This is a genomic window from Pontibacter chitinilyticus, from assembly GCF_039748935.1.
Lineage (GTDB): Bacteria > Bacteroidota > Bacteroidia > Cytophagales > Hymenobacteraceae > Pontibacter > Pontibacter chitinilyticus.
Genome location: NZ_JBDIZJ010000016.1, coordinates 63,644 through 87,041 on the forward strand (window position 1 = coordinate 63,644; position 23,398 = coordinate 87,041).

The 23,398-nt window shown below is 51.5% G+C and carries 18 protein-coding genes and 3 tRNA genes; 8 read left to right on the top strand and 13 right to left on the bottom strand.

Going from position 1 to position 23,398, the window contains the following annotated elements; all coding sequences use genetic code 11:
- Window positions 1-60 precede the first annotated feature (60 nt).
- The 5 genes from ABDW72_RS18780 to ABDW72_RS18800 all read right to left on the bottom strand — a co-directional run bounded on the left by ABDW72_RS18780 (window position 61) and on the right by ABDW72_RS18800 (window position 5,362).
- Window positions 61-984: a class I SAM-dependent methyltransferase gene (locus ABDW72_RS18780; RefSeq protein WP_347160147.1), complete on the bottom strand. Its 924-nt coding sequence runs from the start codon at window positions 982-984 to the stop codon at window positions 61-63.
- An 81-nt stretch (window positions 985-1,065) separates the two neighbouring features.
- Complete coding sequence (locus tag ABDW72_RS18785; RefSeq protein WP_347160148.1) at window positions 1,066-1,941, bottom strand: DUF2911 domain-containing protein; 876 nt, start codon at window positions 1,939-1,941, stop codon at window positions 1,066-1,068.
- A gap of 86 nt (window positions 1,942-2,027) precedes the next feature.
- Entirely contained in the window at window positions 2,028-2,606 is a 579-nt protein-coding gene (locus ABDW72_RS18790) for a hypothetical protein (protein WP_347160149.1), read from the bottom strand.
- A gap of 88 nt (window positions 2,607-2,694) precedes the next feature.
- Window positions 2,695-4,512: an ABC transporter ATP-binding protein gene (locus ABDW72_RS18795; RefSeq protein ID WP_347160150.1), complete on the bottom strand. Its 1,818-nt coding sequence runs from the start codon at window positions 4,510-4,512 to the stop codon at window positions 2,695-2,697.
- Window positions 4,513-5,280: 768 nt separating this feature from the next.
- Window positions 5,281-5,362 (bottom strand) — tRNA-Leu (locus ABDW72_RS18800).
- A 336-nt stretch (window positions 5,363-5,698) separates the two neighbouring features.
- Here ABDW72_RS18800 and ABDW72_RS18805 point away from each other — a divergent pair.
- The 3 genes from ABDW72_RS18805 to ABDW72_RS18815 all read left to right on the top strand — a co-directional run bounded on the left by ABDW72_RS18805 (window position 5,699) and on the right by ABDW72_RS18815 (window position 8,485).
- Entirely contained in the window at window positions 5,699-6,457 is a 759-nt protein-coding gene (locus ABDW72_RS18805; protein WP_347160151.1) for an ABC transporter ATP-binding protein, read from the top strand.
- A 60-nt stretch (window positions 6,458-6,517) separates the two neighbouring features.
- A complete protein-coding gene (locus ABDW72_RS18810) occupies window positions 6,518-7,879 on the top strand; it encodes a hypothetical protein (protein WP_347160152.1) in 1,362 nt (453 codons plus the stop codon).
- Window positions 7,880-8,053: 174 nt separating this feature from the next.
- Window positions 8,054-8,485: a BLUF domain-containing protein gene (locus ABDW72_RS18815; RefSeq protein WP_347160153.1), complete on the top strand. Its 432-nt coding sequence runs from the start codon at window positions 8,054-8,056 to the stop codon at window positions 8,483-8,485.
- A gap of 145 nt (window positions 8,486-8,630) precedes the next feature.
- Here the strand turns inward: ABDW72_RS18815 and ABDW72_RS18820 are convergent.
- Both ABDW72_RS18820 and ABDW72_RS18825 read right to left on the bottom strand, forming a co-directional pair.
- Window positions 8,631-8,703, bottom strand: a tRNA-Lys gene (locus tag ABDW72_RS18820).
- Between the two features lie 148 nt (window positions 8,704-8,851).
- A tRNA-Lys gene (locus ABDW72_RS18825) sits at window positions 8,852-8,924 on the bottom strand.
- A 69-nt stretch (window positions 8,925-8,993) separates the two neighbouring features.
- Here ABDW72_RS18825 and ABDW72_RS18830 point away from each other — a divergent pair.
- Entirely contained in the window at window positions 8,994-9,731 is a 738-nt protein-coding gene (locus ABDW72_RS18830) for an SH3 domain-containing protein (protein WP_347160154.1), read from the top strand.
- A gap of 142 nt (window positions 9,732-9,873) precedes the next feature.
- Here ABDW72_RS18830 and ABDW72_RS18835 read toward each other — a convergent pair whose 3' ends face one another.
- Window positions 9,874-10,683 (bottom strand): SDR family oxidoreductase, encoded by an 810-nt coding sequence (locus ABDW72_RS18835; RefSeq protein ID WP_347160155.1) that lies wholly within the window; start codon window positions 10,681-10,683, stop codon window positions 9,874-9,876.
- 767 nt (window positions 10,684-11,450) lie between these two features.
- Here ABDW72_RS18835 and rlmD point away from each other — a divergent pair.
- Together rlmD and ABDW72_RS18845 are read left to right on the top strand one after the other, a co-directional pair.
- Complete coding sequence (gene rlmD / locus ABDW72_RS18840) at window positions 11,451-12,869, top strand: 23S rRNA (uracil(1939)-C(5))-methyltransferase RlmD (RefSeq protein WP_347160175.1); 1,419 nt, start codon at window positions 11,451-11,453, stop codon at window positions 12,867-12,869.
- A 92-nt stretch (window positions 12,870-12,961) separates the two neighbouring features.
- Window positions 12,962-13,330 (top strand): hypothetical protein, encoded by a 369-nt coding sequence (locus ABDW72_RS18845; protein WP_347160156.1) that lies wholly within the window; start codon window positions 12,962-12,964, stop codon window positions 13,328-13,330.
- A 359-nt stretch (window positions 13,331-13,689) separates the two neighbouring features.
- Here the strand turns inward: ABDW72_RS18845 and thiL are convergent, their stop codons facing one another.
- The 4 genes from thiL to ABDW72_RS18865 all read right to left on the bottom strand — a co-directional run bounded on the left by thiL (window position 13,690) and on the right by ABDW72_RS18865 (window position 18,735).
- Window positions 13,690-14,715, bottom strand: a complete 1,026-nt coding sequence (thiL, locus tag ABDW72_RS18850; RefSeq protein WP_347160157.1) for a thiamine-phosphate kinase — start codon at window positions 14,713-14,715, stop codon at window positions 13,690-13,692.
- A gap of 332 nt (window positions 14,716-15,047) precedes the next feature.
- The gene (locus ABDW72_RS18855; RefSeq protein WP_347160158.1) at window positions 15,048-17,165 is read right to left on the bottom strand and encodes a ComEC/Rec2 family competence protein; all 2,118 of its coding nucleotides are present in this window, start codon (window positions 17,163-17,165) and stop codon (window positions 15,048-15,050) included.
- Complete coding sequence (locus ABDW72_RS18860; RefSeq protein ID WP_347160159.1) at window positions 17,165-17,593, bottom strand: GNAT family N-acetyltransferase; 429 nt, start codon at window positions 17,591-17,593, stop codon at window positions 17,165-17,167. The genes ABDW72_RS18855 and ABDW72_RS18860 overlap by 1 nt, the downstream gene beginning before the upstream one ends.
- A 95-nt stretch (window positions 17,594-17,688) precedes the next feature.
- Window positions 17,689-18,735 carry a PhoH family protein gene (locus ABDW72_RS18865; RefSeq protein WP_347160160.1) on the bottom strand — a complete coding sequence of 349 codons (1,047 nt, stop codon included), beginning with the start codon at window positions 18,733-18,735 and terminating at the stop codon, window positions 17,689-17,691.
- Between the two features lie 96 nt (window positions 18,736-18,831).
- Between ABDW72_RS18865 and ABDW72_RS18870 the strand changes: the two genes are divergently transcribed.
- Both ABDW72_RS18870 and ABDW72_RS18875 read left to right on the top strand, forming a co-directional pair.
- Window positions 18,832-19,608 carry an SAM hydrolase/SAM-dependent halogenase family protein gene (locus ABDW72_RS18870; protein WP_347160161.1) on the top strand — a complete coding sequence of 259 codons (777 nt, stop codon included), beginning with the start codon at window positions 18,832-18,834 and terminating at the stop codon, window positions 19,606-19,608.
- Window positions 19,609-19,706: 98 nt separating this feature from the next.
- Window positions 19,707-19,997, top strand: a complete 291-nt coding sequence (locus tag ABDW72_RS18875; RefSeq protein ID WP_347160162.1) for a putative quinol monooxygenase — start codon at window positions 19,707-19,709, stop codon at window positions 19,995-19,997.
- Window positions 19,998-20,191: 194 nt separating this feature from the next.
- Here the strand turns inward: ABDW72_RS18875 and ABDW72_RS18880 are convergent, their stop codons facing one another.
- The gene (locus tag ABDW72_RS18880; protein ID WP_347160163.1) at window positions 20,192-23,179 is read right to left on the bottom strand and encodes a malectin domain-containing carbohydrate-binding protein; all 2,988 of its coding nucleotides are present in this window, start codon (window positions 23,177-23,179) and stop codon (window positions 20,192-20,194) included.
- Window positions 23,180-23,398: the final 219 nt, after the last annotated feature.

The following is a 23,398-nucleotide window of genomic DNA, read 5'->3' on the forward strand; positions in this document are numbered from 1 at the left end:
TTACCAAGCTTAGCAGTAGTGTCTGGTCAAGTAGTGGCAATTACACTTTAACCTCCAACACTATCTCGGCTTCCGGCCCGCTACAATATAAACCAGGCTCCCTCCTGCCGATACGTACTCTTCACGCTGCAGCTTCTGTTTTAACGTTATTTTGTTGTAGAGCAGCTTCTGCCAGTAGGCATCAAACTTCTCTTTGTCGCCACCCCCCGCCAGGAAGTAGTTCAGGTTGTCCTGGTAGTCGTATCCCATCGCTTCCGTTTCGACCCACTGCAGCATTTGCTCCACGCGCAGGAGCTTTTCCTGGGTGTCATAAGGGGGGATGATACTTAGCGCTTTATCTGAGATCCATACTTTGGTATCCAGCAGACCGGCTTTCAGGTATAGGTCCGGGATCACGTCGCCTAAAGAGTTAAAGCCTTCGCCGAGATTTTTCTTGCCCTTTTCGATGCGCAGCTTTATCTCCAGCACGTCCAGGGTGCTTTCCACATCAAAATCCGTTTCGCCGTAGCGGTCGAACATCAGGTTGGGTACCAGGTTATTCGGCTCCAGGGCCAGCACCCAGCCGCCCGGTTTAGTGACGCGGATCATTTCCTCAATCACCCGTTGCGGATTTTTAACGTGGATCAGCAGGGTTTGGCAGAGGGTGATATCAGCAATGTTATCGGGCAGCGGAATCTCCGTGGCGTTGCCTACTTTAAACTGGTAGTTGATGCTGTTATGGCCATACACGCTCTGTGCCCGCTGCTGGGCCTCCTGTATGTAGCCGGGCTCGTAGTCTACGCCATATACGGTAGCCCCATCCGGCAGGTACCTTGAAAATTTAAAGCCCATCATGCCCTTGCCACAGCCGATGTCTACCAGCGTTTGTGTGTATGGCAGGTATAAGCGGTTTGCCAGCAGTTCCAGGTAATCATCGTTCCACCAGTACTCACGCGCCGGGCCAAGGTGCTCCTCCGAATGTTTTTTCTCTTCGTGCTCTTCCAATAATATCGTTTCTAAATAGTGCTAAAAAAGCCTCTGGCGTATATACCAGAGGCTTTTTATACGTTGTAAACCTATAAAGCTTTACTTCATTTTCTTCCAGTCGGCAATGGCTTTCTGATTTAGGGCTACATAGTCCTGGTTACCTTCTTTCTGCGCCAGGGCCATCGATTGTTCGGCTGTTTTGATCGCCTCTTTGTAGTTTTTCATTTTAGCCTGGATCTTCGCCTGGGTGTGCAGGTTGTAGAACTTGGCATCTTTCTCGTTCGCCTTCTTTATCCAGGTCAGCGCCTGCGGCAGGTCTTTGTCTGTGTTAAAGTAGTAGTTGGCTGCCGATGCATACAGGTCGGGCGTTACGCTGGTGCCCTTTACTACCTGCTGCTGTATCTGGCTCATTACCTTGCTGTCAACATCCGTTTGGATGGTAAACGGCACCACCACGTTGTCCCAAAGCAGTTCTACATCAGCAGAGTTGTTGGTCAGGTTAGCGAAGTCGATGGTAAAGGTTTCTACTTTGCGGCTGTTCTGCTGCGGCTTAACATCAAAACGAAGCTGGTCCTGCTCCGGCTTGTAGTCTTTGCCGCCATCGCCCCACAATTCTGTGTTCTTGTGCAGCACTACGGTCCACTGGTCTTTGCCAGGAATTGTGTAAAGGGCATATTTACCGGCGGGCACTTTGTTGCCGGCAATGCTTACCTCATCAGAAAAAGTGATATCGGTAGAGCCGTTGGCCCCTGTACGCCAGAGCTTGTCATAAGGTACCAGGTCGCCAAATATCTGGCGTCCTCTCATCGACGGGCGCGAATAATCTACGGTTACGGTAGAAAGGCCCACCGCCTGTTCTACTTTAGAAGAAGGGCTGGAGGCCGGCATTTTGATGCCTTGCGCCAGCGTGATGCCGGCACCACCTAACAAAAGGGCAGCCGTAAGCGCCAAAGTGGTAAAAGATTTCTTTATCATGTGTGTGTATAGAGGTAAAGGATGATATTACCTGTAATATTACGCATTTTCAGTGTCATTTTCGCAAGTGGTTGTGCCGGCAGCGCCTAAAAGCTGCGGCCCACACTCACGCCAAAGCGCGGCACCAAAGCTACGCCCGGTATTCTGTTGTTGCTTTCCGGGGATATAAACGGCGTAATAGCCACCCGCACCAGCAGCCCGCCGCGCGCTTGCTGGTACCGGAACCCGATTCTACCAAAGTACTGGTTGTGCAGCAGGTCTGGCCGGTCAGTAAAGCTGCGGGTATAACCCAGGCCAAATTCCAGGTGCTGCTCTTTGTTGCCGATCAGGGCTACGGCCTCAATAGGAACGATCGGGTAAACGGATGGCTCCCCCTGGAGGAAGAAGAAGTTTGTGCCGGCGCCTACCCGTAAGCCAGTCTTAAAGGCCCTTTGCTGGTACAAAATACGCTCAAAGTTCACCGAATATGTATCGCCATTGCCACCCAACTCCAGGTAAAAAGCATTAAGGGCGCGAAAATTACCTGTGAATTCCTGAGCCGATGCCGTAGTGGAATACAGCCAGCAAAAGAGCACAAGCAACAAGAAATGAGCACCTTTGGATGTGGGCATAGAGCAGGAGTGCATGAGGCAATACCGGATGGCCAGCGCTTTCGCCTCCTGCATACGTAAAGTACTTCAATTGGGATAAGCTTAAAAGGGTGCGCCCTGGCATTTTGCCAGGGCGCACCCTTTTAAGCTTAAATATACTTACTTAGCTCAGTTCGAACTGCAGTCGCAGCAAGTTGGCGTAAATGCCATTCTCGTTCATCGACAGGGAATCGTGTGAGCCTTCCTCCACGATTTCGCCGCCATCTATTACCAGGATCTTGTCTACCTTGCGGATGGTGCTGAGGCGGTGTGCGATCACAATGGAGGTACGGCCCTTCATCAGCTCGTCCATGGCCTGCTGCACCAGTTGCTCCGATTCAGAGTCCAGCGCAGAGGTGGCCTCATCCAATACCAGTATCGAAGGGTTTTTAAGTATGGCCCTTGCAATAGCAATGCGCTGCCGCTGCCCGCCCGACAGCTTCACGCCGCGTTCACCAACCAGCGTGTCCAGCCCCTCCGGAAAAGTCTGCACAAAATTCCAGGCATTGGCTTTGCGAGCCGCCTCTATAATTTCCGCTTCCGTTGCTTCCGGCCGGCCATAGGCAATGTTTTCGCGGATAGTGCCCCCAAACAGCAGCACCTCCTGCGGCACGATGCCGATGTTGGCGCGCAGGGTGGTCAGGTCCAGGTTGCGGATATCTTTTGCATCTACCGTAATGCCGCCGTCTGCTACGTCATAAAAACGCATAAGCAGCTGCACAATGGTAGACTTGCCAGCACCACTTGGGCCAACCAGCGCAATCTTCTCGCCCGCCTGAATGCTGAAGTTGATATCGCGCAGCACAGGTATATCTGGCCGGGTAGGATAAGAAAAAGCCACATTGTGATACGTGATGTCGCCGCGCAGTTTAGGCATTTGGCTGAGGGCGCGCTGGCTCTTGTCAGTTGGCTCTTCCGGCTCGTTTAGGATCTCCAGGATGCGCTCCGTTGCACCAAGGGCCGCCTGCACTTTGCCATACAGCTCTCCCAAGCCCCCCACTGAGGCCCCGATGAACACGGTATAAATGATAAAGGAGATCAGCTCTCCAATCTTAATATCGCCGTTATGCACCAGCGTAGAGCCGTACCAAATGACCAGGATAATGCCGCCAAACAGGCCTACAATGATAAACGTGATAAAGGCGCCCCGGTAATAAGCCGCCGATAATGCCGTTTTCACCGCCTTGTCCAGCGATGATTTATACCGGCCTACTTCAAACAATTCGTTGGTAAAGGCTTTAACCGTATTGATGGCCTGCATCGTTTCCTCCACAATGACGTTGGTGTTGGCCAGCTCGTCTTGCGTGCGTTTAGACAGTCCTTTTATCTTGCGCCCAAATACGAAAGCTAGCGCTACCAGCACCGGGAAGGTAGCCAGCATGAACAGCGAAAGCTTGATGGAGGTCCACATGATGATGACGATGCCCACCAGCAGCGTAGTTACCTGCCGGAAAAGTTCAGCCAGGGTAATTGAGAAGCTGTCCTGCACCTGCGCCACATCCGTGGTGATCCGGCTGGTAATTTCTCCCACGCGCCGCTTTTCGTAAAAAGGGATAGGCAGCATCACAAACTTGCTGTACAGGTCGCGCCGAATGTCCGCTATGGCGTTCTCGCTCACCTGTGCAAAAAAGTATACCCGGAAAAAGGAGAAGATGCCCTGCAGCAGGATGATTACAAACAGCCCCAGTGAAATCATGTTGATGTCCTTGAGGAACCAGTCGGCGTTGCCCGTGGAGGAGTCGACCAGCTTGCCCACCAGGAAGGGGAACACCATAAAAGTGAGACTCGAGAGCACTAAAAAGCCCAGTCCGACGATGAATTTATACTTGTAGGGGAGTACGTAATTGAAGATCTGAAGTCCGCGACGAAAGCTCTCTTTGGTGATGCGTTTTTTGCCTTCGTTGTCCTGCGCTCCGTTTAATTCGAATCCGCGTTTTGCCATTAATGAAACTCTGCTATTACTGTGTATGCGCTTGCTGCGGCGTAAAAAGCATCTGCAGCCGCCAGGTGTGCTGCTTTACAACAACCAACTGCCCTTAAAGATGCCACTGCCCCGCAAAATCTTACAAAGGTACGTAATTTGATGGATTTGGCGGTAGTGCGGCAGCTATATGAAATTTGTTTAAATAAGGGAGCGTTGGGATTGAAGCGGTCATACTTCTGCTATGTTTTCTGTTTGAGGAAGGATACATTTCGCTTATACTTCCAATACTACTCGTACGACCTACTTGGTAGCTTTGGTCTGATACTCAGCAAACGTATTCTGGTTATACTTGCTAGCTGTGGTTTATACTTTAGCAGGCTAGGCGCTCAACCTAAGTACTGGAATCCTTCCAGATAGCTCCTGCTTATACTTTTGCTCAAGTATAACTAGTGTAATGAAGCGAATCAGGACTTGGAGCGGAGCGTCAGCAATACAACTTCTACTTTTCTTTCTTCTGAAGCAGACTCCCCTCCTTAGACAAGTGAGAACGCGAGTTCGACACTTGCGGGCGTAGCACTGAGGGGCAGGGGTGGTTGGATCCGGCTTAGCAGCAACGCTTATACTTCAGCTAAAACAACAAAACTCACTTTGAAAATATGAGTAAACATACTTGGACGAGTATAGCAAAACACCAACAGCTGCAGCGGAAAGCCAGCAGCGAGGCTAGCTGCGCCTGCAGTTTAATCAATAATACAGGGGAGAAGGGTTGAAAGGAGAAAGGAAAAGTGCGCACGGGGAGATTCGAACTCCCACACCCGAAGGCACCACCCCCTCAAGATGGCGTGTCTACCGATTTCACCACGTGCGCAGGTAAAATGTGGATGCAAAAGTAAAGAGCCCATATGATATTTGCAACCTGCCGCTGCCTCTTGTAAAAATAAAGTTTATGCAGCTTCCCTATACCTCTGGTTTTGAGAGGCTGCTTCTATAAAAAGTTATTTTTCTCTCCCTCCTGCAGAAACCTTCTTCACACCTCCGGATGTTACTTCTACCAAACAGCCTAAGCAAAACATAAAGAAGCTTGTTACTATTGTAGCAGCACCCTTCAAGGCCTTATGAGGTTAGGCGTATTTACCATTTTCGCATTAATTTGGGACAAGCAGGCACATTGCCGCCGCTTCGGCTGTATTATACCGGTTGATTTATGAGCGTAGCTATAACGGGATTATCGAAGGCTTTCGGGAAGAAGCAAATATTGCAACACCTCGACCTCACCATTGAAAAAGGACAATGTTACTGCCTGCTTGGGAAGAACGGCGTAGGCAAAAGCACTTTTCTCCACTGCATTCTTGACCTGGTAAAACCCGACGCCGGCAGCATTCGGCTGTTTGACAAAGATTATGCAGACCATAGCCTGGAGGTAAAGCAAAACCTGGGAGCGCTTTGCGAAGACAATCCCCTGATAGAAGAATTTACAGGGCTGGAGTACCTGAACTTTGTGGCGAAGCTCTACCGCCTGGATCCGGCAGAAACAGAAGAGCGCATCTCCAGCCTCACCAACTACTTTTTTTCGGATCGTGAGTCGCTGCACAAGAACATTGCCGGCTACTCCACTGGTATGAAAAAGAAGATCGGCATTGCGGCCGCTATTCTGCACAAACCCCGTGTGCTGCTGCTCGACGAACCATTTACCGGTCTCGACCCCATTGCAGCGCAACTGCTGGTGCAACTTATCCGGAGCTACCGTAACCCCAACCGCATCATCCTTATCTCGTCGCATGACCTGAACTATGTGGAGCGTGTGGCGACGCACATTGGCGTGCTGAACGACGGCCAACTGATGTATAACGGCACGATAGAAGAGTTTACCATGAACGGCAAGAACCTCATCGACCAGGCTCTGTTTCACATGCTGCTCCCGCACCACAACCCGGAAGCCAACATCGACTGGATGCTGAATTAGTGAAGAGTTACCGCCCTGAACAACTCTCAACTTAGGACTTTAAACTCTTAACTGAATTAAATGGATCTGATCTTATACTCCTGTCGCGCCAGGCTAAACAATTACTTCCGTCATAATAAGGTACAGCGTGCCTTGCTGCTGGCCTCAGGCATCCTGCTGTCCGGTGTTTACAGCGGCATGTTCTCCTTTCTGTTAGCAAAGGCGCACACCGGCGACTTTAACGAAACCGTGGAGAGCATTCTGCGCTATATAAATCTGCTCTTGCTGGTGGTGGTGGTGATGCGCGGCTTTTTTCCGGCGTACACACCCCGCACTGAGTTTATTTCCCGCCTTTATCCTGTGCCGCCGGTGCAACGGTTTTGGGTAGAGCTGGTGGTGGAGCTGGCCTCGCCTTTTTACCTGATGCTGCTCAACTTCCTGCTCCTGCTCTTCATGCTGTCGGCTGATTTTAGCTTCCTAGACCTGTTGCAGAGCATCATGGTCCTGCTCACAGCCCATGTAACGCGCCGCTCGCTGCAACTGCTCGTGGAGCGGAAGATCAGGTGGAGCCATAGCACCTTCCGGGCTTCGGCAGTAATGGCGGCCGCTTTTGTGGCACTGCAGCTGCGCGCGCCCATGTTTGAAGCCGCTCATACGCCGTTTCTGCTGGTCGTGCACCTGGCTGCTTTTGGCTTTTTCCTGGCTTCAAACTTTTTTTTGGAGCAGGCCGCGCTGGAGCCAAAGCGCCGCGAAGTGAATGACAGCCAGCATGCGAAACGAAGTCTGAGCTGGCGCCTGTTCAAAAATCACAAGCTGGCGAAGCAGATGATCATTTTCGGGCTTGGTTTTAAAGTAGTAATACTGGCGATTGATGTGGTGTCCTATACCCTGAAGGGCCGCCACCTTTACGATCAGAACATGTCTGTGTGGCTGTTCATGGGCCCTGCCATCCTTTATACTTATGTGTTTAACAATGCCTGGGGCTTTTACCGCAACCTGTGGCTTACACTGGAGCGGGCCAACAGCAGCTACCTGGCCTTTGTAAAAGGAAGTCTGCTGCCGCTGCGAGTGCCGCTGCTCATCGATGCTGCCTTGACGGCCGTATACGTGGCCTTATTCAACCAGCAGATGGCCCTCTTTATTGTGCTGTTTTACGGCGCCACAGTGCTGGTGCTAACACCCTTGAGCATTGTCGCTTCGTTCAGCAGCCCCAAAGCCGTTGTTAGCGGCGTGTTCAGCTTCAGTGCTAAAACGTCTTACCTTTACAGCATCCTGTCTGTTCTGATCGTCGGCATGCTCTGCCTGCCTTTGCTGCACCCGCTGCTCTACCTCCTCTACCCGCTGCTGATTGGTAGTGCGTTTTTTACGATGATCGCTGTGTTGAAGGAATATCCGAAGTATAAGTATAAGCTATTCGAGACACTCTATAAAGCTGAAGCCTGAGCCCCTCCTGCAGTTCCTTTATACCTTAAACTTAGCGGCATCCGCCACTTTAAACAGTCAATTCTTTTCCGTTTAAAATTCGCTAAAAAGCACGTCAGCATTGTTTCCAGGTTCACATACTTTTATTATTTTTATGAGCTATAAATCAAACTGCTACTCTAGGCGCATGTGCTTATGCTTTATTTCCTGCTTTATCAAAGCAACGTCTGCCCCTCGTTAACGGCGTCAGATCTCGACCATATCCTACAGGTTAGCAGGCGCAACAACGAGCGCTACGGGATTACCGGACTACTCTTATATGTGGAGGATATGTTTGTGCAATTGCTGGAAGGAGAAGAGCAGGTGGTGCAGCAACTTTACCAAACCATTGAACAGGACCAACGGCATGCCAAGAGCCTGGTGCTGGCGGAAGACTCCTTGTTGCAACGCAACTTCCCGAACTGGAGCATGGGGCTGCGCAGCCTTAGCTTTGAGGAGCTTCATCAAAAGACAGGCTTCCGCGATCTCGACGCCAATACATTCCTGAAATTCCAGATACGCAACTCAGATCACCCGGCGCTGCAACTGCTTAAATCTTTCTACGAGCCCGAAGCAGCCGACCTTTAAAGCTTGATACATTCTGCCTGAAGCCCTGCTGCGGAGCATGGTTAGCTTTGCAAGTATACTTTTGCCAGCATACGGCAGCAGGGGTTTACTGCCCCAACCGTTGCTAAATAAAAAAAGCCACTCGTTTCGGAGTGGCTTTTTTGTGTGATCCCGCTGGGATTCGAACCCAGGACCCATACATTAAAAGTGTATTGCTCTACCAGCTGAGCTACAGAATCAGTACTGTTGTTCCCTTGTTTGGGAGGGCAAAATTAAGTGCTTAATTCTAAATTGCAAAATTTATTTTAAGCTTCCTGCTGCTCTCCTTCTTTAAAGTGTCAGAACGAAGAAGCCTTCCTGATTAGAAAGGCTTCTTACTTTCACTTGTGATCCCGCTGGGATTCGAACCCAGGACCCATACATTAAAAGTGTATTGCTCTACCAGCTGAGCTACAGAATCTTTTACTAACTTGCAGTACCAGGGGCGTTTCCCTTAATTGCGATGCAAAAGTAACAGCTAAGATTTTAAATGCAAAGCCTTAAGTTCAAAATATCTGCCTTTTTCCTTCTTTTTTTGCTCGCCTTTAGCAAACCGGCTTATAGCCAGCCACCTAACTCCACGCTTACGAAAGCTGATTCGTTGTTTCAGCGGCAGCATTATACCGAAGCCTATACCTTATATGCCCAAATACTAAAAGATCAGCAGCTTTATTCGCCGCAAATGCTCCTGAAAATGGCCTATATCCGGGAGGGGCTGCACGATTATACGGGTGCCATGTACTACCTCCACCTCTTCTATACCAAAGAGCCCAGCCGCTCAGTGCTCAAAAAGATGGAAGAACTCGCACAGGCACACCGCCTGCAGGGCTATGAGTATAACGACCTGCAATTCTTTAAAACGCAGTTCAGCAAACATTACATGCGCATTCTGGAGCTGATGCTGCTAGTAGCCGTAGTCACTGTAACGGTAATGTTCATGAGTTGGCGCAGAGGCCACCAGTTTACCAAGGCCTTTAAGATCGGTTTCAGTCTATACCTGGTGTTTATCTTATACTATATTAATTTTCTTAACTTAGGCGATGAAGGTATTATCACGCACAGCAATGCGGCCATCATGTCGGCTCCTTCTGCCGGTGCTTCCTGGCTAGCTACTACTACCAAGGGCCACAAAGTGCCCATTACGGGCGAGCAGGACATCTGGTACGAGATCAAATGGAAAGGTGAGAAAGCATACATCCGCAAGAGCAACCTCGTAGAGCTACCTTAAGCGTAAGCGTTGCCCGCTGAACGTTATGCTTTTTTCGTTAATCGTTTTCGATTCTATAAACTGTGAAAACCTATAGCAGGTAGAGGATTAAGTTTTGATCAATCTTCCACGCGCCAAACGATCAACGAAAAACGTGCAACCACTACTTTTTTAGTGGCGAATCCTTCTCCTTGGCCATTACATTGTACACCAGCTTATCGGCCAGACTCGGGAAGAGTTTGTTCACCCACACGGCCATTTTTCCCTGCGTCGTCATCAGCAGATCGCGTTTGCGTTTGATAGTAGCGTGCAGAATGCGGTTGGCTACTTCTTCGGCGCTCATCATTTTCTCTTCTTCACGCGGCGTCTCTCCCTGCTGCTGCCCGTTAGCCGAAAGCGCCACGTTGCGGATGTTAGAAGCTGTAAAACCCGGACAGGCCAGCAGCACGTGCACGCCCGAGTGCAGCAACTCCGTGCGCAGCGTCTCCAGGAACCCATGCATGGCAAACTTGGAGGCCGAATAGCCGGTACGCGCCGGAAGCCCCCGGTAACCGGCCACCGAGGAGATGCCGATAACAGAGCCTTTCGCCTGCTGAATGTAAGGCAGCGCAAATTTGGTGCTGTACACTGTTCCCCAGAAGTTAATGTCCATTACTTTGCGGAGCACCTCCAGGTCCACATCCTCAAAAAGAGCACGCATGGAAATCCCCGCATTGTTGATCAGCACATCCAGTTGGCCATACTTGCTTACCGTTTCCTGCACCATACGACGGCACTCCTCTTCCTGGCTTACATCCGCCTGTATCGGCAGGTTATCAATGCCTGCCGCTGTCAGTTCTGCTGAAGTCTCTTCCAGCCCCTGCAGCTTGCGACCGGAGAACGCTACCTTTGCCCCTGCCTTACCAAACGCGAAGGCCAGCGCTTTGCCAATGCCGGATGTGCCACCTGTAACGATGACTACTTTATTTTTCATATTCATGCTGCTCTATTACCGGCACAAAACTAAGTATAAATTGCTAATGATGAACGCTGGCTGTTGCGCCTCGTCGCTTCTGTTAAATGAACACAGCAATGCGGCTGTTACGGTTACTACACGACGGCTCTAGATCCCACCCATGGCTTCTCCGAGGAGAGAAAATCTGCTACTGCTTTGGCTGGAGTAAAAGCGCTGTTGTTTGGCTGATCAGGAACACCTCCCTACCCTCCTTGTGGAGGGATCCGGCTGTTGGACGTGAGAAGTAGAAGTGAAATAGCTGAAGTTTGATCTCCCTTCTACCAAGACCCTTTCAGGATGACAGGAAAGAGGAAAAAGGAATACAGAACCCGTAGTAAGTAAAGCACCTCTCCTTTTAAGGAGGGGGTGCTTGGACCCGGAACTGTAAAAGACAGCAGCTAAGAGAAAGATTCCAGTCCTTGGGTGGAGCGCCTCGAGAGTTTGCGGTGACGACCTTTTGGCGAGGCAGCCCGAGGTACGAGGGCAGGAAACGAAAACAGCGCGATGCCCTTGTCGGGGGCCCCTGCACCCCCAGGACGTGCCCTCGCGGGCCAGAGCGCTCCAAAGCTTGGGATGCAATAGGACAAGTATAAAGCTGCGCATCAAACAATAGCTGGCAAGTATAGCCGGAAGTATAACAGATTAACAACAGTTAACAATCATCCTTGCAAAAAAGCGCGCTCACAAGCAATATTGAATACTCCCCCACCCTCCTGCTTCTCCTAAAAATTGATTAATTTTGCACCATTGTGAAAAAGAAAAAGAAGAACAAATTCGAGATTCTCGAAAACGTACGCATAGATGAGATGGTGGCAGAAGGCAAATGCCTGGCGCGCCACAATAATATGGTAATTTTTGTGGGTGGCGTGGCTCCCGGCGACGTAGTGGACCTGCGCGTGACCCGCAAAAAGAAGAGTTTCCTGGAGGCGGAGCCGGTGGCGTTTCACCAGTTTTCGGAGCTGCGCGTGGAGCCTTTTTGCGAGCACTTTGGGGTATGCGGCGGCTGCAAGTGGCAGCACATCGGCTACAGCACCCAGCTATACTATAAGCAGAAACAGGTGAAAGATAACCTGGAGCGCATTGGCAAGGTGCCCCTGCCGGAGTTTGATCCAATCCTGGGCTCCGCCAAAACCCGGTATTACCGTAATAAACTGGAGTTTACTTTCTCGGGTAATGGCTGGCTCACCAACGAGCAAATCAAGTCTGGGGAGGAGTTTGACCGCAATGCTCTTGGCTTTCACATTCCGGGCCGCTTCGACAAGATCCTCGACATCCAGCACTGTTACCTGCAGCCCGACCCGTCCAATGCTATCCGGCTGGAGGTCCGACAATATGCACGGGCACACGGCCTGAACTTTTATGATGCCGTGAAGCAGGAAGGCTTTCTCCGTAACCTTATTATCCGCACCGCCAATACCGGCGAACTGATGGTGCTGCTGCAGGTGAAGCGAGACGATCAGGAGGCTATACTTGGTGTATTGGAGCACCTGAAAATAACATTTCCGGAGATCACGTCGCTGCAGTACGTGGTGAACCCAAAAGGCAACGAAACTTACCACGACCTGGAGGTGGTCTGCTACCATGGCCTGCCTTACATACACGAGGAGATGGAAGGCATCCGGTTCCGTGTAGGGCCTAAGTCGTTTTACCAGACCAATGCGGACCAGGCCTACGAGCTCTACAAAAAGACGCGCGAATTTGCCGGGCTCACAGGCAAAGAACTGGTATATGACCTCTATACCGGAGCCGGTACGATCGCCAATTTTGTGGCGGCCCAGAGCCGTGAAGTCATTGGCATTGAGTATGTGCCCAGCGCGATTGAAGATGCGAAGATCAATTCGCAAATCAACAACATCACCAACACCACCTTTTATGCCGGCGATATGAAAGACATTTTGTCGGATGAGCTGGTGGCCCGCCACGGCCAGCCGGATGTGGTGATTACGGACCCACCCCGAGCCGGCATGCACGAAGATGTGGTGGAGAAGCTACTGCAGATGCACCCTGAGCGCCTGGTGTACGTAAGTTGTAACCCGGCTACGCAGGCCCGCGACCTGGAATTGCTCTCGGCCAAGTATGATGTGGCACGCGTACAGCCGGTAGACATGTTCCCGCAGACGCACCACGTAGAAAATATTGTTCTGTTAACAAAACGTAGCGCCTAGTACGCTATAAATCGATTGCTGATTTACGCATAAGCAGTGCTTAGAGGAAGTATACTTCACCAAGCCTGGCTATGTGCTATGCAAAAATAAATATGGAAAACGATCCGGAATTAAATGGCAAATACCTCGGCACCATCTCCAAAGATTTTGTAGTTGTAGCCGAAACATTGCGCGAGGCATCGTACCAGGTGCGCAAACGCAAAATATCAGATTACCCGATCTTTGTCTTCAGCCGCACGCAGGTACCTGTCGGCTCTTTTTTTCTGGCCAAAGAAGAAGTGGCGCTGGAGTGGAACATCAATGCTTCTTACCTCGAGGACTTCGTGCAGCGCCAGCTGGTGCTACCTGAGAAAGTAGACGAGTTTAAAGCTGCTTACAAAGACCCCGACGAGTACTGTTGCCTCTTTGTGGTAGACGGCGACTTCCAGAACTTCGTGTACATCCCTTTCCCGGAGGATTGAAAAACGTAGCTAGAAGCGTTTCCCGTAGCAATCACCCGCAGGCCTGCATACTTGCGAAAGTATAGATCGAGAAATATAAATTCCGCTGTATCGGACATCTTTGTCCGCGTGCCGGCGCATAACCGCCGCTGATCACACCTGTGGAAGTATAAAGTGCTTGGCTCCCACAAGTAGGAAGGTTTACTGGTATTAGAATTCCCCTGCTGTTTCGGATGAAGAAATCCGAAACAGCACACAAGTATAGCCAGCGGTTTTGCTGCGTAGCCTCTGCACCTTGCAGGTGCCTTTAAGCATAAAACAAGAAGGGGAAGCCGTGTGGCTTCCCCTTCTTGTTTTATGCTGCTACGTGCTTTTAACATTTAAAAATGGCTCCATCCCTGTGCTTTCAGCGGGTAAGCCTGGCCGGATTTAGTGGCGAGGTTCACACCGTCGCTGGCTTCTGTTATTTTGCCGATGATGGTGATGTCCGGGTGGTTCTTTAGCTCATCGTACGCTGACAGTGGCACTGTGAAAAGCAGCTCATAGTCTTCACCGCCGTTCATGATGCAGGTCAGCGGGTCGATGTTGAACTCCAGCGCTGTTTGCAGCATCTGCTGGTCGGCCGGCAGGTTGTCTTTATACACAGTGGCTCCAACGTTCGATTGCTTGCAAATGTGGAACAGCTCCGATGCCAGCCCGTCAGATACATCAATCATAGAAGTGGGTTTGATGCCACGCGCTTTCAGATCATGTACTACATCCATGCGGGCTTCGGGCCGCAGCTGGCGCCCAACAATATACTGCTTGCTTTCCAGTTCCGGCTGCATGTCGGGGTTTGCCAGGTAAGCTTGCTTTTCGCGCTCGAGTATCTGCAGGCCCATGTAGGCGGCTCCCAGGTCACCGGTTACGCAGATCAGATCGTTTACCTGCGCACCGCTGCGGAGCACTGCCTCTCCTTGCGCCACCTCCCCGATAGCCGTTATGCTGAGCACCAGTCCTGATCTGGAAGAGGTGGTATCGCCACCAACCAAGTCTACTTTATAGTTCTCGCACGCCATCCGTATACCTTCGTAAAGCTCTTCGACAGCCTCCAAAGTATACCGGGCACCAAGCGCTATGTTTACTGTGATCTGCGTAGGGGTAGCATACATTGCCGCAATATCAGACACGTTTACCGCCACCGCCTTATAACCCAGGTGCTTCAACGGGCAGAAGGTCAAATCAAAGTGTACGCCTTCCAGCAGCATGTCGCTTGATACCACGATCTGCTTTTCCTGCGGCTCTATGATGGCGGCATCGTCGCCAATGCCTTTAATGGTAGAGGCATTCCGCAGCTCCACCTTTTCATTAATCACCTTGATCAGGCCAAATTCACCTACTTCACTTAATGGGGTATAGTCGCTCATTGTTGTTGCTGTTATGATAGGCAAAGATACGAAAAGGAAGAGACATGTGGCGGAGCGACAAGGAAAGGCTTTTCTTCAGCCCCTTCTCAGAAAGAACCAGCGCATTTTTATACTTCTTGATCACCAAAAACAAGTATAAGTGCCGCTCTAGCTGAAATGAAGTTTAAAGAGCTGATTTTACAACTACTGAGCAATGTGTGCACATTCTTAACCTGCTCAAGTGAAGCGAAACGTCTTCAATATCCGCTTATCTGACTTGGCGCTTAAGAAAATCAGCAAGACAGGATCGATGTGGCCTCTGAAGTCAAGTATAAATTCCTTCATCCTAAAGCTCAGTTTGTTTTGAGCACCAGCGCCCCGGAGTCGGCCACATCGTAGTAGGCTAAGCCGAGAGTGTCAAGTTGCTGCCGGAGGCGCTGGCGATACCAGAGACTGCTGGAGCCATCCACAACAAGTTTCCGGAAAGTATAGTGTTGGATGTCCTGCGGTTTCAGGCGCACGTTGTGGCGCAGCAGGAGGTAGTCCAACTGCAGTGGTGCTTTGGAGCGAAGCGTTGGCGGATGTGATAGCAGCAATATCCGCTGGCCGTGCCACACCAGCAGGCTGTTGCTATCGGGCAGCAACGTATAGCGGGCATTTAGCCGGGGCACGGAACCCGTAAAGGATGCAAATTGCGGCTGCTCTACGCCCAGACGCCAGAAGTGCGGCTGAATGTTATAGGTATAGGCAGCATCATTTTCCCGGAGGGCTGAGTCGGCCAGCAGCACAGCCGACTGCCCCTGCACCAGGGCCATACCCGACGCGCGCCGTAAGCTGTAGATAGCGAGTACGTGCTGTTGTCTTTGCGCCAGCACCTCTCCCATTTGCTGCACAGAAAATATGGCGACAAGTACAGCCGCCAATACCAGAAAGCGGAGCTGCTTTAAGGTCAGGAAAAGCAGGAACAAAACCAGTAATGCATAAAGCAGCAGCGTCTGCCACCCAGAAATGCTAATACCATTGATGCGAGCCGCCGGCCATTGCTGCATCCATAGGTTCAGGTCATTCATGATATAAACCAGCACCTGGTGTACGCCAAACAACAGGCTGCCCAGCCAAGGCACCCAGCTTACTGCCACCGCCAGCATACCCGAATAAAGCACCAGCATCGCCAGCGGCACCACTACCATGTTGGCCAGCCAGAAGTAGACCGGGAACTGGTGGAAATAGTATAAGCCCAGCGGCAGTGTGGCTACCTGCGCTGCCACAGACACCGTAAACAGCGCCCATAGCTTTTCCGGGAGCCAGGCGTTTAGCTCCAACAAACTATAAAGCTTCGGTTGCAGGTAAACGATGCCGAGCACAGCCAGAAAAGAGAGCTGAAAACCTACATCCAGCAGGTAATAAGGATTTAGTAACAGCAGTACCCAGGCCGCAAATGCAATGGTATTGTAAATGCTCGTACGCCGTTGCAGGGCCAGCCCTACCGTCACCAGGCTGAACATGACCACCGCCCGCAGCACCGAAGGCGACAGGCCTGTCACAAACGCGTACAGCCACAGCACACCTAGCACCAGCAGGGCGCCCAGTACACGCTGCCGGCTGCTGCGGTTAAAGCGGCTCAGCAACAACATCAGCACAATGTAGATCAGGCCCACGTGCAACCCGGACACGGCCAGCACATGCATGGTGCCGGTATTGGCGTAGGCCTGCCGGATGCTGTTATCCAAATCATCTTTCACGCCCAGCAGCAATGCCGAAGAGATCCCATACTCGCGCCGCGTACGTATCTGCTGGCGCAGCAGCGCATCCAAGTGCCGCCGCAGCTGCATGCTCCTATACAGCAGGCTCCACGACGGATCGAACGCAATTTTCTGATATTGGTGCGGCTTCAGGTAATGGCGGTAGTATATCCCTTTGTTGGCCAGGTAAGACCGGTAATCGAACTGTTCGGGATTGGCAGGTGGCGCTACCCGCTCCGGCGAACCTTTCACCAGCAGCACATCGCCATATGTCAGTTCGTACGGCCGCTCGGAATCGTGGGGCACTGTCAGTTCTACTTTACCTTCGGCGGTTTGCCACTGGCCGTTTACCTGCACCTGCCGCACCTGCATCACCGTGCGCTGATAGCCGGCCTTCTGCACCACATAATCATCTATAACGCCGAGGTAATGTGCCGGCTGTTCGGCTAAATGCAACAGGTGCTGCGGCCGGTATTGTTCAGTGTGCAGCTGCGTTACCCAAAAGCCGCCCGCCATAAAGCAGAGCAGCCCCAGTATACCAGCTGCATCAGTTACCTGTGGTGCTTTATACTTGCGTGCCAGCAGCCAGGCGAACAAGTATAGGCCAACAAAAAAGGCAAAGACTTCGGCACTATAGCTGAAATCTTTGCCTACATAAAAGTACAGCAGGATGCCTGCTATAAAACTTAGCGTAATGCGGATAAACGGGTATGGTGCCCACCGCAGCATCAGCCGTTGTACACCATTTTATAATGCTGTATGTCGCACTCCGTAAACAGATCGCCTTCCGGTACAAAGCCGTGGCGCAGGTAAAAGTTTACTGCCGGCAACTGGGCATGCAAGTATATTTTCTGGTTTGGGTATGCCGTCTGCACATCTTCCAGCACCGCCTGCAGCACCTCGCTACCAACGTTCTTGTTTCGGTAAGCCGGCAACACTGCGAAGCGCTCCAGCTTAACTCCTTTATCTGTTACGCGCCAACGGGCAGCGCCACAGGGCACGCTTTCATAGGTGGCGAGGTAATGCTGTGAAACCGGCTCGTGCGCATCATACTCTGCCTCGCGGGGCACCTGTTGTTCCTGCACAAATACCTGCTCCCGTATCGAGAAAGCGGTTTTAAGGTCCCGCTCGTTATCTATTCTTTTCAGTTCAACCATGCGGCAAGATACAAAGGTCTTGAAAAAAGCAGAGACGCAACCAGATGCGTCTCTGCTTTTTACTTGAGAATTACTACGCTGGAGCCAAAGCGTGCCTAAGCAGCAGGCTCCTGCTGTGGTTTGCGGCTGCGCCTGTTCACTTTGGCCGGTTCCTGTTCTTCAGAAGCCTTCGCTTCTTCGCGGGCAGCGCGGCGCTCTTCCTCCAGTTTGGAGTAGGCATTTACAATCTCTTTTACCAGGCGGTGGCGCACCACGTCTTCCGTCGTCATCTCTACAAAGCCGATGCCTTTTACACCGCGCAAAATATTAAGCACTTCCATCAAACCTGAGCGCTGGTTACGCGGCAGGTCTATCTGCGACCAGTCGCCATTTACCATTACTTTGGCGTGTGGCCCCATACGCGTCAGGAACATCTTCATCTGAGCGGGCGTGGTATTCTGCGCTTCGTCCAGCAGTACAAAAGCATTGTTGAGCGTACGGCCACGCATGTAAGCTAGGGGCGCAATCTCGATGATCTTGTTTTCCTGGTAGTACTTCAGCTTCTCTACCGGAATCATGTCTTCCAGCGCGTCGTAGATCGGGCGCAGGTAAGGGTCTACCTTCTCCTTCATGTCACCGGGCAAAAAGCCCAGGCTCTCGCCGGCTTCTACTACAGGGCGGGAAATGATAATCTTCTTCACTTCCTTATTCTTAAGCGCCCGTACAGCCAGTGCTACGGAGATGTACGTTTTACCTGTACCGGCTGGCCCGAGGGCGAAGGTCAGGTCGTTTTTCTCCACCGTATCCACCAGTTTCTGCTGGTTAGCGGTGCGGGCTTTAATGATGCCGCCCTTGCTGCCATACAGAATCACGTCAGGAGATGTAACTATTACCTCCTCATCCGTAAAAGAATCGGCAGAGAGGTATCTATTTACACTATTATGCGTAATTTTCCCGAACTTGTGGTAATGGTCTATCAGCGACGAAAGAATCTCGTGAATTTTAGTGATCTCAGGCGTTTGGCCCTGGATCTTGATTTCGTTACCTCTGGAGATAATCTTACTGCTTGGGAAAGCAGCAGCCAGTTGCTTAATGTTCTGATTCTCTGTCCCCAGAAAATCAATCAGAGAGACATTCTCTAGTGTTATTACTTTCTCTACCAAATGTTTTTTCCGTATATAGTTGTATTAGGATATTTTTCTTAATTTAACTAAATCTGATATATAATATTACAAATCTACCTAAATTATAGTTCGAGTATGGCTGTAATTACGTTTACATCTGATTTTGGGTACAACGATCACTACGTAGCCGCTGTAAAAGCTAAAATCCTTTCGCAAGAGCCGCAGGCAACCATCGTGGATGTGTCGCATGCCATCGAACCGTACAACATTGCGCATGCGCAGTATGTGCTGGGCTCGGTTTTCAGGGAGTTTCCGGCAGGCACTGTGCACCTGGCTGCCGTAGACACGCATGGTAGTAAATACGGCAAATATCATGCTGCGAAGTATAAAGGACACTATTTTTTACTGGCAGATAACGGCCTGCTCTCGCTGCTGACCGACGGACACCCGGAAGTGGTGGTAGAACTGCATACCAACAACCCGCTGCTGCCTTTTCCGGCCAAAGAACTCCTGGCACCTGCCGCCGTGTTCCTGGCTAAAGGGGGCGACCTGGAGGTGCTTGGCGAGCGCACACATGACTTCCGGCAACTGCTTAACCGCCAGCTACGCCTCGGCGATCATGCCATCTCCGGCCACGTGATCCACGTTGACCGCTATGGCAACCTGATCACCGACATTACGCGCGACAGCATCGACACCATTGCCCACGGCCGCACCTTCACCATCCACTTTGCCCGCGAAACAGTTGGCCGCATCATGCCCAATTATACCCAGGTAGACGATGGCGACTGCTGCTGCATTTACAACAGCCAGGGCCAGCTTTGCATCGGCATCAACAAAGGCCACGCCGCCGAACTCCTCGGCCTCGGCTTCGACTCGCAGGTAGATGTGCGCTTTTACCCGGGGAGTTAATTTTGAATTCTGAATAGCTGAATGACTGAATAAGGCAGTATTAATGCTTTTTTAATTCGGTATTCTTACCATTTATTTAAAAGTCATTATTCGAATTTATGATAGTTCGCATTGTCCGGATGACGTTTCAGGAGAACAAGACAGCTGAGTTCCTGGAGATTTTCCGGCAGTCCAGGGATAAGATACAGGCCTTTGATGGATGCCGTCATGTAGAGCTCCTGCAGGACATTAAACAACCAAACGTATACAGCACCTACAGCCTCTGGGACTCAGAAGAACACCTGAACCGTTACCGCCACTCTGAACTGTTCGGCACTGTATGGCCTGCCACAAAAGCGCTCTTCACCGAAAAGCCCCAAGCCTGGTCCCTGCAGCAGGTGGAAGTATAGAACCCTGCCGAAGCTCTTTTAGGGGAGCATGATACAAACAAGCACATTACCCGCTAGCAGCTTTATAGTATAAAGGAGCAATAAACACGCTCAGCACGTTATTCGCAAAAGAACAGCCTTCATCCGCCCAATTATACAAAGGCGGATGAAGGCTGTTCTTTGTAGCGCCAGTAACCTGGCTGGCTTCCGTTTTCTTACCTGTTCAGGATAATCTTTTGAGAGCTGGTTTTATCAGCAGTATGCAACCGGAGCAGGTACATACCTGCGGCCAACCCCGCATCAGGCGACCAGTCAAAATCATATGCTTGCCCGGCAGCAGCCTGGCCTTTGTAAAGCGTTGCTACTGCCCTACCCTGCGTATCAAAAATTTCAATAGCTACGGGCTGAGCCTGTGTTACGGTAAAGCTTACGTGCACTCTGTCGGAGAAAGGGTTCGGGTATACGGCTATACTTTTCCCCATGAAGGCCGCTTGGTTGTCCAAAGCTTCAGCTGGTGTTATAGCTGCTATAGCCGCTGAGGCAGAAACTCTTTCCACTTCAATAGCGGAGATGATGGCGTTGTCTTTAACCGAAGTAAAGGCGATGGTCAGATTACCATCGCTTACGGCTACATTCTCAAAGGTCTTCACCACGGCTTTGCCAGCCCCGTCCTGGGTATAAATGTCATAGTTGCTGAGCACCCGCTGGCCTTCCACATCCACATGGAAGACGCGGGCACCAGTCAGGCTGCTGGTCTTGCCGCCCGGTGCTCCAAAGTATGGCTCCAGAAAGTAGAGCTTCACACGGTAAGTGCCTGCGCTCACGGGAATGCTGTAGCTGAAGGGCGCTCCTGCCGAAGCATAACGGTACTTGAGGTACAGCGCATCATCCGTGGTGCCTGCCACATCAAAAGATTTCGCCGAAGTAAGTCCGCCGCTGAAGTAAGCATCGGCACTCCAGGTATGGGACTGGCTGTCGGTATACTGACTGCCGCCCGAAGTGATGCGGGCGACGCTGGCGGGCTCAAAGTTCGCCGTTACTGTTTTGTTGGTGTTCATCACCACCACCAGCGGGTTCATAGTACCGGAGGCGTTGCTGCTCCAGCCGGTGAACACGTACCCCTGAGCTGGCGTGGCGGTGAGGCTTACGCTTGTGCCACTGTCATAGCTAGGCTGATCTGGGCTCTTCTTCACTGTACCGCTGCCCGTAGTGCCTACCGATAAAGTATACTGCACCACATCCGGTACTTTCTGCAACTCAATAGCGGAGATGATGGCGTTGTCTTTAACCGAAGTAAAGGCGATGGTCAGATTACCATCGCTTACGGCTACATTCTCAAAGGTCTTCACCACGGCTTTGCCAGCCCCGTCCTGGGTATAAATGTCATAGTTGCTGAGCACCCGCTGGCCTTCCACATCCACATGGAAGACGCGGGCACCAGTCAGGCTGCTGGTCTTGCCGCCCGGTGCTCCAAAGTATGGCTCCAGAAAGTAGAGCTTCACACGGTAAGTGCCTGCGCTCACGGGAATGCTGTAGCTGAAGGGCGCTCCTGCCGAAGCATAACGGTACTTGAGGTACAGCGCATCATCCGTGGTGCCTGCCACATCAAAAGATTTCGCCGAAGTAAGCCCGCCGCTGAAGTATGCATCGGCACTCCAGGTATGGGACTGGCTGTCGGTATACTGGCTGCCGCCCGAAGTGATGCGGGCGACGCTGACAGTACTAGCATTGGCCGTTGAAATAGAACCTGAGATCGTGTAGCCGCCCAGGGAGCCATAGTTTGAATCAGCGCCCAAAGCGCCCTTTGCCCCTTTCACATACAGATAATAGGTACCGGCCTTCAGCGATTGGCTGATGGAGGCAGACAGGGCCGCCGGATCTGAAATGACGAGCGTCTTACCGGAAGCATCTTTCAAAGTTAGCAAAACATCCAGGTTGGCATAGGTGCTGCCTGATGCCACGGTCAAGGCCACGGGGCCTCCTCCTGTGCTGAAAGAGAAAACATCCACATCGCTGCTGGTGGTAATAAGGCCGGTATTGGTTGTGGCACTCACATTGCCGGCGCCATCCACTTGCAACGGAGTGGCGCTGCTGGCCGTGTTGCCGTGGTCGTCGGGCTTATAGCCAAACCCGTTTTGTGTTGTGATGATGCTCAGGTCATCTTCTGTGTTGTTAGCATACAGGTACTCCCCTTTGCTCCACTGCACCATACTTCTGTTATAGCCCGCTCCCATAATGGGTGCCCACGAATCTTGTCCGTAGTAATACGCTTCTGCCGGCGATGTGCGGCCATCGTGGGACAAACCCAGCGCATGCCCTATTTCATGCGAACCGGCCTCACCGGCAAACTTGGCACCGCTGTTAAACACCCAACTAGGTGTATCGTCGCCCCAGGTAAAAGCCCCTACATACGACACGCCGCCGGCATTCGGGTAAAAGAAGTTGGTAGGTGTAAAAATAACCCGCACCCGGCGGTTTACTGGCGCACGCTGATATACCGCTTCGCTGGTGGTGATGTTCACAGAAACGGGCGCATAATCCTCGCTGATCATCTTCCAGGTCTCCAGTATCTCTGCCGAGCTCAACGTGGCCGGAGCTGCATCAATGGGATCGCCGTTGTTCCAGTATGAGCCTTTTACATACTGCCCGTCAAAGTCCAGCAGCACGACGGCGGCAGCGCCCGGCAAGCTCTGCAGCGTTGTAATATCAATAGCTGCTTCGGCGCTGGTTACCTGTTGCGGGGCAGTACTGCCGGCTGCGGAACCGCGCTGGTATTCAATACAAAGCACTTTGTCGATGTCTACCTGCTGCAGCGAAACCAACCCGGCAGCAGTGGAAGTATACTTGTAAGCCTTTTTCTGATCTTTTAAGATGATGTAACCGGACAGCTGCCGGCCATTTACCTTCAGGAAAAAGGTGCTGTTCTTTTTGTTGGCCACCTCACCGATAAACACATCAGCATGCCCCTCCGTTTTGCTGACTTGCAGGCGCAGCAACAGGGAATCCTGACCGGGCAACAACTGCCGTATCAGGCGACCGGGGCGGGAAGCTTTTAAGCCATTGGCTTCTGTTCGGATTTTAAAGGAGGCGGCCACCTCTGCGGAGGTGCCTAAGCGAATCGCGTTCTGAGCCGAAAGTGGCACAGCTAATCCCAGGAGAAGAAAAAGGGTAAGCAGACAAAGGGGTTTGTAAATGTTTAGCATAGCAAGCGGGTAATTTGGTGCATTAGGAATGAGCAAGGGAACAAGACTACGTATACTTACCTGGTGTTGGTCTGGCGGCTGCGCTCCTGCCAGAAACCTGCGGCGCAGCTGTTGCTAAAGATCAGTGGTGACTGAAAACTCCGGGACAAGGAAAGCGCCTCAAATCAACAGGGCTTTTGCTGGCTTTCCCGGCAGGTTTATTCAACGGAGGAGCAGGTA

Excerpts from the sequence above, each read along its gene's own strand:
- ABDW72_RS18785 (WP_347160148.1), bottom strand. The coding sequence starts at position 1,941 with ATGATAAAGAAATCTTTTACCACTTTGGCGCTTACGGCTGCCCTTTTG.
- ABDW72_RS18790 (WP_347160149.1), bottom strand. The coding sequence starts at position 2,606 with ATGCAGGAGGCGAAAGCGCTGGCCATCCGGTATTGCCTCATGCACTCC.
- ABDW72_RS18795 (WP_347160150.1), bottom strand. The coding sequence starts at position 4,512 with ATGGCAAAACGCGGATTCGAATTAAACGGAGCGCAGGACAACGAAGGC.
- ABDW72_RS18805 (WP_347160151.1), top strand. The coding sequence starts at position 5,699 with ATGAGCGTAGCTATAACGGGATTATCGAAGGCTTTCGGGAAGAAGCAA.
- ABDW72_RS18810 (WP_347160152.1), top strand. The coding sequence starts at position 6,518 with ATGGATCTGATCTTATACTCCTGTCGCGCCAGGCTAAACAATTACTTC.
- ABDW72_RS18815 (WP_347160153.1), top strand. The coding sequence starts at position 8,054 with ATGCTTTATTTCCTGCTTTATCAAAGCAACGTCTGCCCCTCGTTAACG.
- ABDW72_RS18830 (WP_347160154.1), top strand. The coding sequence starts at position 8,994 with ATGCAAAGCCTTAAGTTCAAAATATCTGCCTTTTTCCTTCTTTTTTTG.
- ABDW72_RS18835 (WP_347160155.1), bottom strand. The coding sequence starts at position 10,683 with ATGAAAAATAAAGTAGTCATCGTTACAGGTGGCACATCCGGCATTGGC.
- ABDW72_RS18845 (WP_347160156.1), top strand. The coding sequence starts at position 12,962 with ATGGAAAACGATCCGGAATTAAATGGCAAATACCTCGGCACCATCTCC.
- thiL (WP_347160157.1), bottom strand. The coding sequence starts at position 14,715 with ATGAGCGACTATACCCCATTAAGTGAAGTAGGTGAATTTGGCCTGATC.
- ABDW72_RS18855 (WP_347160158.1), bottom strand. The coding sequence starts at position 17,165 with ATGCTGCGGTGGGCACCATACCCGTTTATCCGCATTACGCTAAGTTTT.
- ABDW72_RS18860 (WP_347160159.1), bottom strand. The coding sequence starts at position 17,593 with ATGGTTGAACTGAAAAGAATAGATAACGAGCGGGACCTTAAAACCGCT.
- ABDW72_RS18870 (WP_347160161.1), top strand. The coding sequence starts at position 18,832 with ATGGCTGTAATTACGTTTACATCTGATTTTGGGTACAACGATCACTAC.
- ABDW72_RS18875 (WP_347160162.1), top strand. The coding sequence starts at position 19,707 with ATGATAGTTCGCATTGTCCGGATGACGTTTCAGGAGAACAAGACAGCT.
- ABDW72_RS18880 (WP_347160163.1), bottom strand. The coding sequence starts at position 23,179 with ATGCTAAACATTTACAAACCCCTTTGTCTGCTTACCCTTTTTCTTCTC.